Source organism: Lysinibacillus sphaericus, from assembly GCF_001629735.1.
In the GTDB taxonomy this organism is placed as follows: Bacteria; Bacillota; Bacilli; order Bacillales_A; family Planococcaceae; genus Lysinibacillus; species Lysinibacillus pinottii.
On record NZ_CP015224.1, the window covers coordinates 4477032 to 4494762 of the forward strand.

Annotated in this window: 11 protein-coding genes and 1 pseudogene; 10 read left to right on the forward strand and 2 right to left on the reverse strand. The window is 33.6% G+C overall.

Annotated elements, in window-relative coordinates:
- Nucleotides 1-206 precede the first annotated feature (206 nt).
- The 3 genes from A2J09_RS21805 to A2J09_RS21815 all read left to right on the forward strand — a co-directional run bounded on the left by A2J09_RS21805 (nt 207) and on the right by A2J09_RS21815 (nt 4585).
- Nucleotides 207-2747, forward strand: a complete 2541-nt coding sequence (locus tag A2J09_RS21805; protein ID WP_012292844.1) for a hypothetical protein — start codon at nt 207-209, stop codon at nt 2745-2747.
- A 310-nt stretch (nt 2748-3057) separates the two neighbouring features.
- The gene (locus A2J09_RS21810; RefSeq protein WP_012292845.1) at nt 3058-3600 is read left to right on the forward strand and encodes a sigma-70 family RNA polymerase sigma factor; all 543 of its coding nucleotides are present in this window, start codon (nt 3058-3060) and stop codon (nt 3598-3600) included.
- Nucleotides 3578-4585, forward strand: a complete 1008-nt coding sequence (locus tag A2J09_RS21815; RefSeq protein ID WP_012292846.1) for a DUF4179 domain-containing protein — start codon at nt 3578-3580, stop codon at nt 4583-4585. The genes A2J09_RS21810 and A2J09_RS21815 overlap by 23 nt, the downstream gene beginning before the upstream one ends.
- Before the next feature lie 429 nt (nt 4586-5014).
- On the opposite strand, the gene A2J09_RS21820 is transcribed toward A2J09_RS21815, so the two are convergent.
- Nucleotides 5015-5518, reverse strand: a complete 504-nt coding sequence (locus A2J09_RS21820) for a hypothetical protein (protein WP_012292847.1) — start codon at nt 5516-5518, stop codon at nt 5015-5017.
- Nucleotides 5519-5735: 217 nt separating this feature from the next.
- Here A2J09_RS21820 and A2J09_RS21825 point away from each other — a divergent pair, with 217 nt between their 5' ends.
- The 4 genes and pseudogenes from A2J09_RS21825 to A2J09_RS21835 all read left to right on the forward strand — a co-directional run bounded on the left by A2J09_RS21825 (nt 5736) and on the right by A2J09_RS21835 (nt 8994).
- Nucleotides 5736-6326, forward strand: coding sequence for a VanZ family protein (locus A2J09_RS21825; protein WP_036160796.1), 591 nt, complete (start codon nt 5736-5738; stop codon nt 6324-6326).
- A gap of 287 nt (nt 6327-6613) precedes the next feature.
- Nucleotides 6614-6766, forward strand: coding sequence for a DUF5412 family protein (locus A2J09_RS23820; protein ID WP_155726280.1), 153 nt, complete (start codon nt 6614-6616; stop codon nt 6764-6766).
- 185 nt (nt 6767-6951) lie between these two features.
- Nucleotides 6952-7793 (forward strand): annotated as a pseudogene (gene xerA, locus A2J09_RS21830) (site-specific tyrosine recombinase/integron integrase).
- A gap of 250 nt (nt 7794-8043) precedes the next feature.
- Nucleotides 8044-8994 (forward strand): DUF2268 domain-containing putative Zn-dependent protease, encoded by a 951-nt coding sequence (locus tag A2J09_RS21835; RefSeq protein ID WP_036160800.1) that lies wholly within the window; start codon nt 8044-8046, stop codon nt 8992-8994.
- A 954-nt stretch (nt 8995-9948) separates the two neighbouring features.
- Here A2J09_RS21835 and A2J09_RS23825 read toward each other — a convergent pair.
- On the reverse strand, nt 9949-10098 hold the full coding sequence (locus A2J09_RS23825) for a hypothetical protein (RefSeq protein ID WP_155726281.1): 150 nt from the start codon (nt 10096-10098) through the stop codon (nt 9949-9951).
- A 36-nt stretch (nt 10099-10134) separates the two neighbouring features.
- Between A2J09_RS23825 and A2J09_RS21845 the strand changes: the two genes are divergently transcribed.
- From A2J09_RS21845 to A2J09_RS21860, 3 genes are all read left to right on the forward strand, one after another.
- Nucleotides 10135-12759, forward strand: coding sequence for an Ig-like domain-containing domain (locus A2J09_RS21845; protein WP_012292853.1), 2625 nt, complete (start codon nt 10135-10137; stop codon nt 12757-12759).
- Nucleotides 12760-14314: 1555 nt separating this feature from the next.
- Nucleotides 14315-14815 (forward strand): site-specific integrase, encoded by a 501-nt coding sequence (locus A2J09_RS21855; RefSeq protein WP_012292855.1) that lies wholly within the window; start codon nt 14315-14317, stop codon nt 14813-14815.
- A 605-nt stretch (nt 14816-15420) separates the two neighbouring features.
- Entirely contained in the window at nt 15421-17385 is a 1965-nt protein-coding gene (locus A2J09_RS21860; RefSeq protein ID WP_036160806.1) for a methyl-accepting chemotaxis protein, read from the forward strand.
- The last annotated feature ends 346 nt before the right edge of the window (nt 17386-17731 follow it).

Genomic DNA, 17731 nt, shown 5'->3' on the forward strand with positions numbered 1-17731 from the left:
CCTTTTTCATGATATAGAGACCAAGAGGCTTTATATAGAGTCTTCGCTTTTATTTGTTTAGAGATGCAAAAATTTGTTGTTATAAAAGGAGTAAATTCCTGTAATTAAGAAATTCCTCCTTATAAGGTGAATATTATAGTTTTTTTTTGAAAAGCTATAACATGATAATTAGTTAATAATCCAGGTAATTACAGGAGGTAATAGTATTGAATCACGAAGAAGAACTGAAAAGACTTTTAGCCGATTTTTCTAAAGACAGTGGATTTAAAGATCAATATGGTTACATTGTACATCAAACAAAAGAAAAAAAAGATGATGTAATGAAACCAGATGAATTAGGAGAGGCAACATTATATACTGCAATCGCAGCAATAGCTATTGCCACCGGTAATTATAAGCAAGATGACTGGGATAAAAATTCTGCAAATAAAAGTCTAATGGAATTATTAACAACTTTACTTGAAAAAGGTTGGGGCAATAAAGATAATCTCGGACGTTATCACCCAATTCGTCATCCAGAAGACATTGAATATTATAAGTATGGAAATGATGTAAAAAGTCGAATAAGTCCAATAACAAAAGATAGTTTTGGAGCAATTGTAGCTGCTTCATACTATTCTTATTCCTGTCCTAATTCAAGCCAGGAAGTTCGTAAATTAGCTCGTGATTTAATGACCAAATGGTCTGAGTACTTAATCCTTTTCCAATGGCGTACTCATTCAATATATATTGATAATGAATTCGAAAAAGATGAAAATGATAAAAAAAGATATAAAAATATTTTTAGTGACAAAAATTTGGAACACCTAAAAACCTTTAAAGGACCAGGTTCTTTTATGTTATTGCCACACGAAATCTATGCTTTACAGAATGTAGCAGCACATTTAGGTATTGCAACAAGTCAATGGGATGCTAGGGATAACATGACACCAGAACTTAAACAAACCTTTATAGATTTAGCTGTTCCATATATAGCTCAATACGCTGGACAAGCTATAGATAATTTATTGCAAAGTTTCAAAGGTGCAGTCCCTTACAGTATTCCATTAGGGCCACCAGATTGGTCTTTAGGAAAAATAAATGGTGTATTTACATTAGAAATTCCTTCAAGTATTCGTGAACAAATAGTTACTTCTTTTAAAGAAGCGATTAAAGATTTATTACGTGAAAAAGTGAGATTGGATAATTATCAAGATTATCAGGGTGATGAATTATTAGGTATTTTAATTAATCGTGTTCTTGATCTTTTTCCAGATGTTTTAGGACCAGATAGCTGGCGTTCTATTTTAACAAAGTCTATACAACAGGTACTACCATGGATTACTAAATCAGGATGGATAGAAGCACTCACTTTTATTGGTAGTTTACAACTACTAAAGCCACAGAGTATTTCTTCTATTAGTTATACTTTATGGATATACGCTGTTGAGTGTGAAACGAGACCTGAAATGAAGGACTTATTAAAAGCTGCGTTAGAAGAATTCTATAGCTATTTAAGAGGTAATGATAATCCAAATAGTCTATGGGCATGGATTGCTGAAGATTCAGGTAGAGTTAGTGAACATTTGCAATTATTCGAATCAAAAGACTGGAATTATTGGTGGAGATTCGCTTATCAAGAAGATAAATTTAATGATTGGCTTAAGAAACCAGAAGATCAATCTAATGAAATAATTAATCAAAATGAATGTAATAATAGTCCCCGCCTTGACTACTTAGTTTTAAGTGGTTTAGCAGAGAAAGGGCCACCTGTGGGTTTAACAGATATCCTTTCTGATTGGTGGGAGGATTTTATGAAGTTGATAGGGGATGTAGCAAATCAGTTTATAAATAATCTGACTGCAGAGATTCAGAAGCAGTTTACACAGACCGGTTACTATATTCAAGAAAAATTAAATGAAGCTGGTGAACTAATTAAAGAAACTTGGTCCAATACCTTAGAATACACACATGAAACATTTTTTCAGGGTAATTTAATTCGAAAGAGTACTTGGAATCCAGCAGGTGTTCTAATTCACAAATGGGATAAAGTTGATGGAAAAGTTATAGAAGAGTTTTGGCATCGCACAGGTGAGAGTTACTGGAAAGGGGTATGGTCTGAAACTGGGGACATGCTTGAGCGCATAACTCATCCTGCTGACGGGATTGTTATTGAAGAATTCTGGAAACGAACTGGAGAGAATTACTGGAAAGGGGTATGGTCTAAAGTTGATGGAACTGCTGACGATATGATTGAACGTGTTATTCACCCTATTGACGGGACACTTATTCATGAATACTGGAAACGAACTGGAGAGAATTATTGGAAAGGGATTTGGTCTAACGTTGACGGAGCTATGGAAAACATGATTGAACGCATTATTCATCCTATTGACGGGACGTTGATTCATGAATACTGGAAACGAGATGGAGAGAATTATTGGAAGGGGGTATGGTCTAAAGTTGACGGAGCTGCTGAAAATATGATTGAACGCGTTATTCATCCTATTGACGGGACGTTGATTCATGAATATTGGAAAAGAGATGGAGAGAAATACTGGAAAGGGGTATGGTCTAAAGTTGACGGAGCTGCTGAAAATATGATCGAGCGCATAATTGAAGGATCTGATGGAACAATTGAAAAAGTAATTTGGGATGGGGCAGGTAAATCAGGAAGAACAGTCTGGAATGCAGCAGGAGAAGTGATTGAAAGGGTTGGTGATCTTTTTCCTGATTTACGCTGGCCGCCGAATTGGTCTCCATTTTGAGTGTAAATTAAAGTACTGTCACTCACTGTGTTTTGTATTTGAAGTACTATTATTGACTAAACATTCTACTTAAAATTAAAGATCCTGTGTAGATATGCGGGATCTTTTCTTATTCCACAATCGGGCCATATAATTGAATAACAATTTTTTAAGATATGTTACCAAACGACGGTTTTGGGACGTTTTTTTCTACTAACTCAATAAATTATGTATTTAATAAGGATTTATAATTTGAATACGTCTTTTTTATTTTAGAAAAGTGCATCTTTTTTTGATGGTAGGCTCTCTAATAGATAGGGTGGTGAAAAGGATGGCAGTTAACGAAAAGAAAATAAAACAATCAATCAGAGGGGACCGAGAAGCACTGGTGTTTTTGCTGAATCAAGAAAAAGACAAGCTTTACAGGACTGCTTATTGCTATGTTCGAAATGAGGCGGATGCTTTGGATGTTTTCCAGCAAACGGTGTTGCTGGCAATTGAGTCGGTTCATCAGCTACGAGAACCAAAGTATTTCACGACATGGCTGATGAAAATTTGTATCAATGCATCACTAAGTGTACTCCAAAAACAAAAGAACGTAATTTTAATTGATGAATTTAAATTTAACACTCTCTCCACTGAAATCGCAACATCTGATGAAAAGCTGGATTTATTGGATGCCATTTATGGATTAGATGAAAAATATAAAACAGTCCTACTCTTAAAATATTATGAGGATTTAACCTTCGAACAAATAGCAGAGGTACTTGGCGAACCGATTGGTACAGTCAAATCTAACGGCAAGAGAGCGTTAGCGAAAATCAAAAAGACACTGAAGGGAGCTTACATAGATGAACGAACAAGACCGATTTAAGGAGGCAATGAATGAAATTTCTGTTCCTTCTAAAGAATTAGATACTATTTTGGCTGACTCTTTTAAGCAGGAGAAGAAGCAATGGAAATTCCCCTTTATACGAATAGTTAAATATACGGCTGTTGTGGGAATTTTATCGATGGGTCTCATTTCATCTGCTTACGTATCACCTGCATTTGCTAACTTTGTAACGAAAATCCCGATTATTGGTCAAGCATTCGACTATTTTATCGAACTGGAAGACTACTATCAAGCATATGAAGAGATTAGTACAGATATTGGTTTAGTCCAAGAAAGCAACGGAATTGAAATAATTATTGAAAAAGCATTTTACGACGGCAATACAGTAACCCTTTCATATGTTATACGAGATGAAGGAGATTTAGGCTCATCCCCGACTTTTGAGAATTTGCCAAAGAATATAGTGAATGGAGGCTATGAAGGAGGGTATGTGAATGGTGTTGGCTATGTAGGCATGATGACGTTGTCTATGCGTGATAAAACACAAGATAAAGTGAATATAGAATGGAGTCCTCTGGCAATTTATTCGGGGGAAAAAGTAATGAAAGGCGACTGGTATTTTAAATTTTCTTTAAGCAAGCTAAAAGGAAAACAGATCGTAATTAATGAGCAAGTAAACAAAGAGGGTGTAACGGTCGAGCTAATCGATGCAATCAAAACAGATGTTAATTTAACGATTAACTACTTACAAGATATCGATCCTGCTGTTCATGAAAGATGGAATTATGTTGAGGCTGAGTTGAGTGCGATTGATAATTTAGGCAATAAGTATGAAGTTCCATATAATGGTGGATCCGGCACAGTGGATGGCGATTCGAGTGAAGATATTACATGGAATGCAACAATTCATGGACTAGATCCCGAAGCAACATCTATTACATTTTATCCATTCGCTCATGTAAGTAATAGTCAAAGTGATAATGAACGAATTGATTTCGAACCTATTACGATTGAATTAAATTAACTATTTATCCTTATTACATTAAACAGGTCCTTTATTGTAACAAGAACTAATATAGTATACAAAATCATATAAAAAACGTTCTCAAATGAAAGCTTATGGTAGTCACAGAAACCCAAAATATGTTGTTTTAATAGCAAATTTTGGGTTTTACCTTGAATACTATCGTCAACAACGGGCCATATTATTGAAAAACATTCTTTAACGAAATGTCCAAAACGGCGCTTTTTTTCTATAGGGATATGCACTGAAGCTAATAAAGGATTAAAAGAATTTTAAAAGAATGGTTTATGGTTTATTGAAAAAGGTAAGGGTAAGCAGTTTATACTATATTTTTAGCTCAAGTTTTTTCGTAATAAAAAAACTGCTCCTCCAATTGTTAGATGTGTCTAACAATTGGGGAGCAGTTCAGTCTAACTACTGGGGAGCAGTTCATTTTACTGGATAAATAACTCCATCTGCTGCACACCCAGTTTGTAATTCATCTGGGTTTCCACAGTATAATCTCAATGAATATTGCGATAAATCACCAGTATTTACGGTAGTAACGAATCTGTTTGTATTATAAAATGTATAGCCTTGGTAATAAACACCATTCCGATATATTATACCAGTAATTGTACCTAGCTTTCCAAATTTATAGGGTTCTACGTTCATGCCTAATTGGTCGCCACTATAAAGTTGTAGTCTAGTTGTAGACTGCGACTTGTCAGATGTTTGAAGATAAACATTTCTTGGAAGTTGTTCAAGTGCAAATGGATTAACTGTCAGATTTTCAGAATACCCATAATTTTCATCCACTAATAGTTCAGGGTTTTTTGGGTAATATAACTCTACCCCTTCTGGAAGAGATTTGATAGTGTCATCATTAATTGTGTCAGTACCGTTATTAGCGCTAGCATTTTGCGTAGTCCCTAAGATGATTGCACCAAACATAAAAGATGTTAATAAATTTTTTTAATTCCCATAAATTCCATAAGCCTCCGTTTATGTATTTTTATTACATTTATTATTGTAAATGTTTTTTTGTAATAATCAATAGGTAAAAAAATTCGATTATTATTATTTTGATTTGCTTTATAATGTGAAAATTAGTAAAATGATTAGCGAAATGGTTACTATAAAATGGTAAAAATGACGGGAGATGTTAATTATGTATTCAACATATGTTCTTTACAATATTGTTCCCTTAGCATTCTTAATTTTGCTAGTATATATTTTTATTGATGTATTACTTGGTTATTTTGGAAAAGTAGAAAAAAGTGCTAAGAAACGAGTTATGTTATATAGCTCTATTTTTTACGTAATAAGCTTAGTTCAAATTAAATTGGGTGGATTTACGCTCCCTCAAAATCCAGCAGACAATATTAGAAGATTTATTTCAACAAGTGACTGGTTTGGAATATTTGATACGATGCACTTTAATATTTCTATTTGGAGTTATTCAGCTTTATTTTATAATGTTATTTTATTTGTACCTTTTGGGATTTTCTTAATACTCCTTTTCAATTTAAACAGTAACAAAAAAGCAATTTCTATTGTTATTTTAAGTTGTTTAGTGATAGATGGCGCCCGTTTTTTACTTGGGTGGTCTGGTTTTACTATAAGAAACTTTGGTAATACGGATATTATCTATTTTTTATTTAATGTTTTGGGTGGAGTCTTAGGAATATTTTTAGTAAAGTACGCAGTAAATTATATTCACTCAATTAAATTAAACAACCAAACAAAAATTGCGGAATAAAATATACACATATATACCTAAAAATGTTCCCAAACGCAATTTTGGAAACACATGGAAAAGCCACGAGCCCTGTTAAACCAGTGTTTTGTGGCTTTATGTATGAACATAATATATACAAATTTTATGCAAACAAGAGTTACAAAATGATTTTTTAGGATTTTAACAGAAAACGCTGCAGGTGTGCTAATAAAAACATGTATAATAAGACAATTTAGTAACGCTGTAATCGCATTTTTCAACCTGCTCCTCAACTTCAACTAGTGCGGGATGGGGGGCTACATTGTGAGTTGGTATTTAATAAAAAAGGAAATAAAACAAAAAATATATACTGGAACAATCGTAAAGGAACTGCAAAAAAGTATTTGGATGGTCAATACTGTGATAATAACGGTCATACGTTAGGTGTGCCAAATGATAAATTTGATTTTAGAAATCAATGATACTGATCCTGTTGTTCAACAATCGGGCGCTTTCCTGGAAACATGGAAAGTGCCTTTTAGATTAATTAGAGTTCAAAACTATCACTATTTTTTAGGTTGTTGAATATCCTTGTATGAAAAAACCTTTCATTGAACATAATAGAATTTAGAATTAATAGATTTATAGGTGGGAGAGTGAAAGACACATGTTATTATCCGAAGCATGGAAAAGGTATCAACAGGATAAAAAATCGAGGGATATTCATCGCTTACATTAAAAACATATTGTTTTCAATACAAACTATTATTACGATTTTTTGGTGATATTGATATGAACGAATTTAATACAGATAGATTAAAAGAATATTTAATACGATCAGGAGACCACTTAAAGCCTTCCAGTTTAGGACATAGGATTCGTTGTGTTAAATCATTATTTAGGTGGTCACATGAAGAAGGTTATACTCTAAAAAATCCTGCAGCTAAATTAAAAGAGCCGAAATTAGGTAAAAGGATTCCTAAATTTCTCTCAGAAGTAGAGATAGAACATCTAAGGGAAGCATGTCAAACAACGATGGAGAAAGCCCTATTTGAGTTTATGTATTCAACCGGCTGCCGTATTGGTGAAGTTGTAAAATTAAATCGAGAAGATATCGACTTTCAATCGAATTCAGTAATTGTACAAGGGAAAGGTGATAAAGAAAGGGAAGTGTACTTTAATACTCGTTGTTCTATTTGGTTAAAAAGGTATTTAGATGAACGAGAGGATAGGGAACCTTGTTTGTTTATTACGGACAGAAGGCCGAAAAGACGAATGAGCATTGATAATTTAAGGTATATTATCAAGCGCATATCAAATCGTGCTAGTATAAAAAAGAGTATACATCCGCATCAGTTACGACACAGCTATGCAACGCATATGATTAATAACGGTGCGCCAATTGATGTCATTCAAAGTTTACTGGGTCATGAAAAGAGTGAGACAACAAAGATATACGCTCAGCTAAGCGGAAAGCTAAGACAGGATTTATACAGTAAATACTTTTAAAGAACTTTCATTCAATTAAGACACTCATGTAGAAATGGGTGTTTTTTTATTATAGGGCCATTTAATTGAATAACACTTCTAAATTAAAAATAGGATTTTATATTAATCTTGATGTGAGTTTGTGAAACAGTGTACTTAAGGTAACGAGGCAGATTAGTTCAATAAGAAATTCAAAGTAATACGAGAATTATATTGAAATATGGTAAAATAATTAGGTGAATAGTCTGTTTTTTACATAGGAGGATTTTATTTGAAAAATTATCAAAAAACAGTTGTCATATTTCTTCTAATAATTACGTTGCTAACACTTACTTCCTGCACACAAGCTGAAGAATCGAAAGCAAAGCAAGATATTGAAAGTATCGTTTTATCATTCGAACACCCACAAACAGGTCAAAAATTTAAAATAGTCAATGCCTATAAACTTTATCAAAACTATGCAGATAAAGATGAAATTAATCCAAAACAATCACAATTGGAAATTTATAATGAAGAGGTAATTAAACCAGTATATAGTGCTTGTTTTGAGAATGGTGAATATCCTAATATGGCAGATGAAATTCTAAATGTAGCTCCCGACCTTTTAACAGAAAATCAACAATTAAGTGAAAAAATTGATAGGGAAGAAACTGAAAAAATTATTAAGGAAGCCCTTTTAAAATCTTCTGTTCTTCTTCCATCTGGAAATGAAACAACTGTATGTGTTTTTCCTGCCACAAATACAAATACACTAATGACTACTGTGGGGGCAGGAAAAATAATAGTACTTTACAACAAATATTATAACGAAGATATTTTAAGATCTAGCATGGCTCACGAATATCATCATAGTGTTTGGACAGAGAAGTACTTACGTAATGCTCCATCTTTTACCGTTTTGGATAGCCTAATATTTGAAGGAAAGGCGTTTATGTTTGAAAAGTTAGTTTATCCTGATATTTATTATGTTCCAATTTATTTAACATACAACAAATATTATTGGTCAAAAATTGTAGTAGATCTCGAAAAGCATGATCTAAATCGGTCATACGAAATTATACTGGGAGGTAATGGCCTTCCTAATCGTTATGGTTACAGTGAGGGCTATAAAATGGTAAAATCCTATCTTGATTTGCACCCAAATGTAACCCCAGAGGAATGGACTGCCCTAAGTGCAAGAGAAATTTTTGAAAAAGGAAACTATCTTGAAAACTATAAATAACAAATCTATTATGTCTGCGGATGTAAGTCTTTATCTATCTTCAACTAATGATCCAACTCCTATTATTGGTACCAAACAGCTTGAATTATTCCTATTGTTGTAGATTGATAATTTGTAATAAAGTTTGATTAAAAACATCTCACCACTATAGATTTTTAGAGATGAGATGTTTTTATTGGAAATTTATGATAGTATCACTTTGAGATTGTGAAGAAATGTACTTAAACTAACGGGGCAGGTTAGCTGAACAAGAGTAATATAGATTAAGGGGGAAACAAACAAACAGGGTTAAGAACCCTGTTTGTTTTGATTCACTTCGAGAGTTAGAGATATATTGTATGTAAAATCTGATGTTAAAATTTGTAAATTGTGATTTGTATCAAAGGGCATTTTATAACGGACGATATAGATATAAAAGAAGATAAAAAGAGCAACCATATCTAACCATTGGTTCTAGTACGCTGGGACTTTGGGAAATGACATTCTAACAGGATTGTTTAGTCCTTTTTTGATTTAACTAAATATTAAGCCAATTGAATATTTTTCTTTATCTATTATTAGACTCTATTTTTGCTTTTCATTAAAATTTTGAAGTATTAGGCTATACTAGGAAATTAATTTGAAATAAATAATTTGTTTATGATTTTAAAAATTCAAAAATGACGTATTTGTTGTATATATTTCTTTATTGCGTGCATGCTATAAAAAGTTATTTGCAGGTGTATGGAAATCACAAACGATTAATTAAGAAAGTGGATTTCCTTTGAATGCAATAATTAAAAGCCCTTATTTTTATCAATCATCACAAAACTTAAGACAGGCAACAATAACAATATACTACGATGGAACTGCAGGAAACCCTCCATAGGATGTAGAATTAGGACCAACTATTATTTTTCCCCTAATTATTGAAAAATTAGTTAATCAAACAAACAACAACCAAATCTAAAATTTTTAGATATAACCACTAAAATTCTCCGCTTCCCATTCATGAATCGCATGCTGATCTGTCTCTAAAACTTTCTCCATATAAATAATAGTCGTTTCTATTTTTTCATGTCCGAGTGATTTCATAATTGCATAATTAACCTGAATTGTTAACACTGATAAAATAAGCTCAAACCCTTGATATGATTGAAATTGGGTTTGTTTTTTTATTTTATTATTGGCACTCAAACTGCAACTAACCTTAAACAAGTAGTAGTAGAGTTCGACGGTAAAGTTGATCCATCTACAGCTGCTGAAGCAGGTAACTATGCTCTTACTGGTGCTAACGATCCTGTAGTTGATACTGCAGTAGTTTCTGAAGATGGAAGCACTGTTACTCTAACTGTTGTTGACAAACTTGAGAACCAATCTGAGTACAAATTAGCTGTAAACAATATTAAAGCTGGCGATAAAGTTATCAATGCTAAAGATTTGAAATTCAAGCCTCTTGATAATACAGTACCAACAGTAACTAAAGTAGATGCTTTAGGTAACAAGACTGTTCGCGTTCAATTCAGCGAGCCAGTAAAAGCTGCTCAAACATCACAATTCCAAATTGATGGTAAAGTAGTTGTTGGTTCAATCCAAACAAACTTAAACACTGTAATCATTAAATTATCTTCTGCTTTAACAGATGGAGAACACACTCTTACTGCTGAAGGTACTGAAGATTACAACAGCTTCAAAACAGTGAAAGCTGACACTAAATTCAACGTTGTTGAAGATAAAACTGCTCCAACTGTATCAGTTGTAAGTGCTTCATTTGAGAAAGTAGTTCTTAAATTCTCTGAGCCAGTTGAACAAGTATTTGCTTCTAACATCTACTGGATGCAAGGTGGATCTAAAAAGCAAGCTTCTTCTGTAAAACAACTTGCAGATGATAAATATGAATTAACATTTAATAATGACAATAAACTTGTTTATACAACAGATTTATTTGTTACTAATGTAAAAGACTACTCTGGTAACGTAATTGATAAAGATACTAAAGTTCAAGTAACTCCTGTAATCGATCAAACTCGTCCAGAAGTAATTAGCTCTACATTTGTTAAAGATTCTAACAACAAACAAATCACTATCAAATTTACAAAATCATTAGATACAGATACAGCTAAGAAAGCTGCTAACTATGTGATTAAAGATAAAGATGGTAAAGTACAACCAATTTCTAGTACTGTAAATGTATCAAAAGATAAAGAAGTTACAATTACATTACTAGGTTCTTTAAAAGATAATACTGATTACACATTAAGTGTAACTGGTGTAGCTGATAACACTACATTGAAAAATGTTATGCTTCCATACACTACAACTTTATCAGTAAAAGATGTAACACCTCCTGAATTAACATCTGTTACTCGTCTAGGTAGTAAACAACTTTATGTTGCATTTAATGAAGCAATGGCAACAAGTGGAGACGGTTCAATCGTCGATACAGATAAATATACTGTTACTGGTCCAGACGGCAAGAAATTAACAATTGCATCATTCAATGTAACTCAAGATGCAAAAGGAGTTATTCTTAACTTCAATAATGAGCTTCCACTTTCAGGTCCTAACTTTAAAGTAAAAGTTCAACTAGTTAAAGATTTAGCTGGTAACCATTTAAAAGATTTAACTAAAGAAGTAGCAGTTACAGATCAAACTGCAACTATTATTAATTCTGTTGAAGCTACTGCTAAAAATAAAGTTGTAGTAAAGTTCTCTAACCCAATTCAATCACTAGTACAAGGTGATTTCACAATCAATGGTTCTGAAATTGCTCATAATGAAATTTCTACTGATGGCAAAACAGTAACTTTCACTTTAAAAACAGATTTAACAGAAGATGTTAAAGGTGTTAATTTAACTGTTAAACCATCTCCATCAACTGTTGACGTTTTAGGTAAAAATATCACAGGTGGAGTTTCACCAGTTGTCGCTGACAAAATCGCACCTACTGTTGATACTGAAAAAATAACAGCTGTTGCAAACAGAGACGATCAAATTAAAATTACTTTCAATGAAGCTGTTCAACTTACAGCTGGTGGTAAACCAGAGTCAGATTTCATTGTAAAAGATGGTCTAAAATCATCAGATAATAATGTTAAAGTAACTAAAGTAGAATTAGATGCAGCAGATGCTACTAATAAAACACTTATCTTAACTCTAGAGAAAAGTTTAGTTGCTGCTACAGTTGAAGTTACTAACCCACGTTTTGTTGAAGATTTAGCAGGTAATATCATTGCTAAAATTGAAGCAACTTCTGTGGAACTAGATTCAAAAGGTGCTGCAACAACACTTGAAGCTGCAAAAACAGCTTTAAATGCTTCAATTGCTACTGCAGATACAACTGTAGCTGTTCCTGTTACTGAAGGTAAAGCAGTAGGTAACAAAGTTGAAGGTTCTAAAGCGGCTTTAACAACTGCTATTACTACTGCAAAAGCAGTTGATACAACGACAGCTACATTAAAACAATTAACTGATGCAAAAGCAGCTTTAGATGCAGCTGTTACAAAGTATAACAATGCTGTAGTTGTAGCTATTACACCTGCACTAGGCAATGTAACATTAGCAGCAGTTAATGACACAGATTCAAGTACTACAGTTGCACTTACTACAGATGAAACTCTTGAAGTTATTTCTGCTGATTTAACTAAAGTGGCAGCTGTAGTTGATTCAGGAAATAAAGTTAAAGTAACACACGTAGCTGCTGGTACTTCAGTAATCACAGTTAATGTATTAAATGCTGAAGGTAAAGTAGTTAAAACTGGTACTTTCACAGTTACAGCTTCTTAATAAAACTAAACGAAACGTTACTCTATAAGCTGATTCATTCAGTGAAATGAGTGGAAGTGAAAACCCCATGTTTTGCATTAAGCAATAACTATGGGGTTTTCTTTCTAACTATTACTCCCAGTTAATAGGTGAAAGTCCTGTTCTTGTAAAACAGTCAGTCTACAAGTACCTAATCCTCCTGCATCCAGTGCTGTGCTGAATGACACAAAAGGGATGAAGTCAGGTGAAGTCGTATCCGGTGGTACCGAGGCGGGGTTCATTAAAAGATTTCTATGGTTAGGAAAACGAATCCATGGAGGCAGGGTAAACTAATGTATGGTGCGAAATGAAGCTAGGAACTCACTGTATATCCCTATAGTTGCAATACTATAGTGGCAATCGATGAATTGACTGTTAAACCGGTCGTTCTTATTCCTGGAAAATAAGGGATGGAAGTAGTGGAACGTTTGAAGTCTTGTTAGAAGAGGTGTGTCAGCACCAGTGAGGCTAATAAGATGTCAGCGGGTTTGTAGTAGTGTAGATTGCTAGCCGTTTGGACTTGTATGGTAACATAAGAGAAGGGTAAAACTAGCAGGAGCGAAGAAACCCGTCAGTGGTAGATCTATAAGAAACTTATTTCCCTAAAATTTCTTTCTTTTAAAAGTTAAATTCAGAGGCAATCATCTTATATGATTGTCTCTTTTTTTATTTTATATTTACTCAATTAAAGAAAGTAAACTTTGGATAGAAGAATGCTCATTCTAGTTAATATAGAGCGATTCCTTGTAATGTTTATTTATTTTCTTATCTTACCCAATGTTATTTGCTTTTTTAGTACAATCCTTCTGTCAATAGACTAATAACTATGCCATAGAAAACTCTTAAAAGTTTAACTCCTAAAAATGTTTGAATAACTTTAATAAAAAAAGGAGATGAATAAGTTAAAATCATTAGGTAGGTTAAGTATGGAATTTTATAAAGAAAAAGAAATCTTTTGCTACAGTTGTCGAAAAAAAACTATATTTACTTATAGAGATACGTATAGAAAGAACGGGGTAGACAGTCATTGTAGTGAGTGTTCTGGTATTTGGTTTGAATGGCAAAATAGAGCTGTTGAGAGGGAAATGGAAAAGTGGATTGACTATAATAAACATCTTATCAAATGACTAATAGGTTGTTTATCAATATTCAATCGAGAAGTTTATAGTAGAAGCTCTGTAAAGAAAGTGTCAGCAGAGCTTTTTTATTATGGATATAATAAGCCTCTTGATAAAAATATTTTATTATTTTGTCTAGTTAAATGTATTAAGTCTAATAGTAATATATAGACATTCTAAAAATGGAAATACTAGTCCTAATAAGTTTAATCATATTCTATTAGTTTGGACACGAGAAAATAAAAACTATTGATGAATACTGGAAGAGTACGGATATTTATATCTCTTCAATAACTATAAAAGTATTGAATGAGTATTTATTATGTTTAAAATTAGAAAATAAAGCAGTTGCGACTATAACTAAGTATAAATGGATACTGGAATGCTTCCTACGTGAATATAAGGTTCCACTGAAGGATATGACCTCAGAGAATGTTAGAAAATGGATTAATGATTTTTCGATACATAAAAAAACAAATACAATAGCGCTTGTACATGCAACACTATCAACCTTTTTTCAATTTTGTTTTGATGAAGAATATATAGAAAGGGTGAAAAAAAAACGTTGGAGACCTCAATTATCTAAATCACTTCCTAATTATTTAGATGAGTATGAGTTTTCTCGTATTAAACTTATCTCTGAACAATTATCAACTCGTGATAAGGCTATTATTTTATTTTTTCTTACATCGGGTTGCCGTGTCTCAGAAATGTCAGCATTAAATATTATCGATATTAATATGGACAAACATACAAAAGTAAGGGCAAAGGATATACGTAATTGGCTGGCAACTCTAAGTGTAAAAGGGTTAAAAATACGTAGTATTCAACTGAAACTAACTGCATTAAAATCATTTTATCAATATTGTATCGAAGAAAACAAGATTACTCATAACCCCACTAAGAAAGCAGAAAGCTAGAACGATTAATTCTTAAGACAAAACTTAAAAGGATTGAATCTATTATTGCACTTAGCTCAAGCCTTTTATTTATTCGCAGCAGGGTATTCATTTTCATCTTTAACTAGAACAATGCTATGATCAATTTCGTTAGAAAAACTAGTGTTGCGATTCCCATTAAAAAAACTAAGTTTTTCAGTGCTATTCAGTCCACTAGAGGACTTTTGAAATTGGTCTTACATTACAAATCATTGTCTATGTAGTTCATGTGGGAAACAAAAAAGTCTTCGAATTCAAGCATTTAGACCGATAAAAACAAAGAGTATAATTTATGAACCAAAGGAACTGTAAAAAAACATGTATGGAAGGAGGGCGCTGAAAAAGTCGATTTGCCATAGCAATTGTTATACAAATGGACTTTTCAAGTTGGTAAATCTGAAGTGAGCAAGATATATACTAACGAAAACCGAATTTCTTTAGTACCCTCGAATGGAAGCTTTCTTCTTTTTTAAAGCCTAATCAGTAAATTGATAGTAGGTTTGCGAAAAAAGAATACGGACAATAGTTGTAAGCAAGCATCTTAAAAAAAGCTTGTAAACCTTATGTAGAAAAAGGAGAACCGTTACATGAAAACTGTATTTAAAAGCCTTAAAAGTAAGTTGTATATTTCATTTGGACTTGTATTAATAATCCCCGTTGTTTTAGTTGGGGTATTGTCATACTTATCAGCTAAAGATTCTATAGAAAAGGAAATTCTGCAAAGTGCCAACCAAAGTGTTGGGGTATTAAACAAACTTATAGACAAAACCATCAGTGAAAAAATTAACGAAATTGAAGTCTTTAGTGAGGAAATTAATTCTTCGATGTATGGACAGGGTGAGGTTGCATTAAGATCATCACTTCATCAATACTTTAAACTAAATCCAGATGTCTTCAGCATATATGTTGCAACGAATAGTGGAGCGTTTATTCAAGGAGAGGACGTGTCTACTGCAGAAAACTATAATCCTCTGGATAGAGTTTGGTATAAAGAAGCAGTAAAGCTTCAAGGGAAACCTTTTATAACAGAACCCTACAAAGATGTGAGGACTGAAGAAATGATTGTGACAATTGCTAAGCAGTTAAAAGACCGCTCAGGAGTTGTGGCATTAGATCTTAAACTGGCAGACTTACAAATAACATCAGAATCTATTAGTATAGGAAAAAATGGATATTCTTCTATTTTTGATGAAAACAAAAAAGTTATTTCACATCCTACTTTAGAGGGTGGAGGGGAAGTGAAAGAGAGCTTCTTTAATCAGATATACGAGAAAGAATCTGGGACGTATGATTATGTATATGAAGGTGATAAACGTATAGTATTTTTTACAACGAATAAATTGACGGGCTGGAAAATTACAGGAACCATCTTTTCGAAAGAAATAGATGAATCTGCAGCTTCCATATTGTATACCACTATACTTGTACTAGTCATTGCCATTGTGGTAAGTTCCATAGCCGTTTATTTTGTAGTAAAAGGAATTATTAGACCAATTGGCAAGTTAAAAGAAAGTGCAGTGACAATCAGTAAAGGTGATTTAACTGAAAAAGTGAGCATCACATCGAATGATGAAATTGGACAATTAGGCCAGGCGTTCAATGATATGCGTGAAAGTCTTCGAACACTTATAAAGAAAGTAGAAGTCAATGCAGAAGAAGTCGCATCTTCAGCGGAAGAATTAACAGCTAATGCTGATCAAACGAGTTTAGCAACCGAGCAAGTGGCAATTGCTATACAAGAAGTTGCATCTAGTGCAGATACGCAAACTACGAATGCAAACAAAAATGCTGAATCATTAAATGAACTGTCAAAAGCAATTCTTCATGTTGCAGAAATTTCTTCTACTGTTACGGATCTTTCACAGCACGCTACGATACAGGCAGATGAGGGTGGCAAAGCAGTCCAAGATACGAAAGAACAAATGAATTCCATACATCAATCCGTTTCAGAATCAAACACAAAAATTCAAACGTTACATAATCGCTCGCTACAAATTACGTCTATTTTAGATGTGATTACAGGCATTGCTGACCAAACGAATCTGCTCGCTCTCAACGCTGCTATTGAAGCTGCAAGAGCAGGAGAACACGGGAAAGGATTCGCTGTTGTTGCAGATGAAGTGCGTAAACTGGCAGAGCAATCCCAACAATCAGCAAAACAGATTTTCGAATTAGTACATGGTATTCAAGCAGATACGGAGCAATCGGTACACATTATGGCCCAAGTTACTAACGACGTACAAAGTGGTTTACGCGTATCGGATGAAGCGATTGCAAAGTTCCAAGTCATCATGACCAGCATGCGAGAAATTACGCCGCAAATGCAAGAAGTATCTTCCGCATCAGAACAGATGTCAGCTAGTGTTCAAGAGGTTGCAGCTATTACGGAGGATTTGGCTTTTTCAGCTAAAGGAAATGCTGCTACATCAGAAGAAGTTGCCGCGTCCACAGAGGAGCAATTAGCTTCTATGGAAGAAATTAATGCCTCTGCTCAATCACTCTCTCATATGGCGGATGAGTTAAAATCGCTAATCAACCAGTTTAAATATTAAAGCCTATCTTAGCTAGCCAATTTGAATCGAGTAGAAAGCAGGTGACTCCCCCTCCGACCTCTCAGTCGAGTAAGCCAATGAGGGTTTAACCAAAGGCTCTAACAGAACCGTTCGTGAATTCTCAATTCATACGGCTAACTATTAAGAAAACATTTCAAGAGCCCAGTGAGCAACACTCTGGGCTCTCTTTTTGGTGCGCCCGGCAATGCACATGAACTATAGGGTGTAAGGCAAGAATCTCGAAGAAAGAAGTAGAGATTAGCCAAGAGCAAGGGTATCCGTGGTGACGCGGAACCTGAAGGCAAAACACCGGTCCGAGGAACACGAATCTCATAGAAGGCTAGGT

Excerpts from the sequence above, each read along its gene's own strand:
- A2J09_RS21810 (WP_012292845.1), top strand. The coding sequence starts at position 3,058 with ATGGCAGTTAACGAAAAGAAAATAAAACAATCAATCAGAGGGGACCGA.
- A2J09_RS21815 (WP_012292846.1), top strand. The coding sequence starts at position 3,578 with ATGAACGAACAAGACCGATTTAAGGAGGCAATGAATGAAATTTCTGTT.
- A2J09_RS21820 (WP_012292847.1), bottom strand. The coding sequence starts at position 5,518 with ATGTTTGGTGCAATCATCTTAGGGACTACGCAAAATGCTAGCGCTAAT.
- A2J09_RS21825 (WP_036160796.1), top strand. The coding sequence starts at position 5,736 with ATGTATTCAACATATGTTCTTTACAATATTGTTCCCTTAGCATTCTTA.
- A2J09_RS21855 (WP_012292855.1), top strand. The coding sequence starts at position 14,315 with ATGACCTCAGAGAATGTTAGAAAATGGATTAATGATTTTTCGATACAT.
- A2J09_RS21860 (WP_036160806.1), top strand. The coding sequence starts at position 15,421 with ATGAAAACTGTATTTAAAAGCCTTAAAAGTAAGTTGTATATTTCATTT.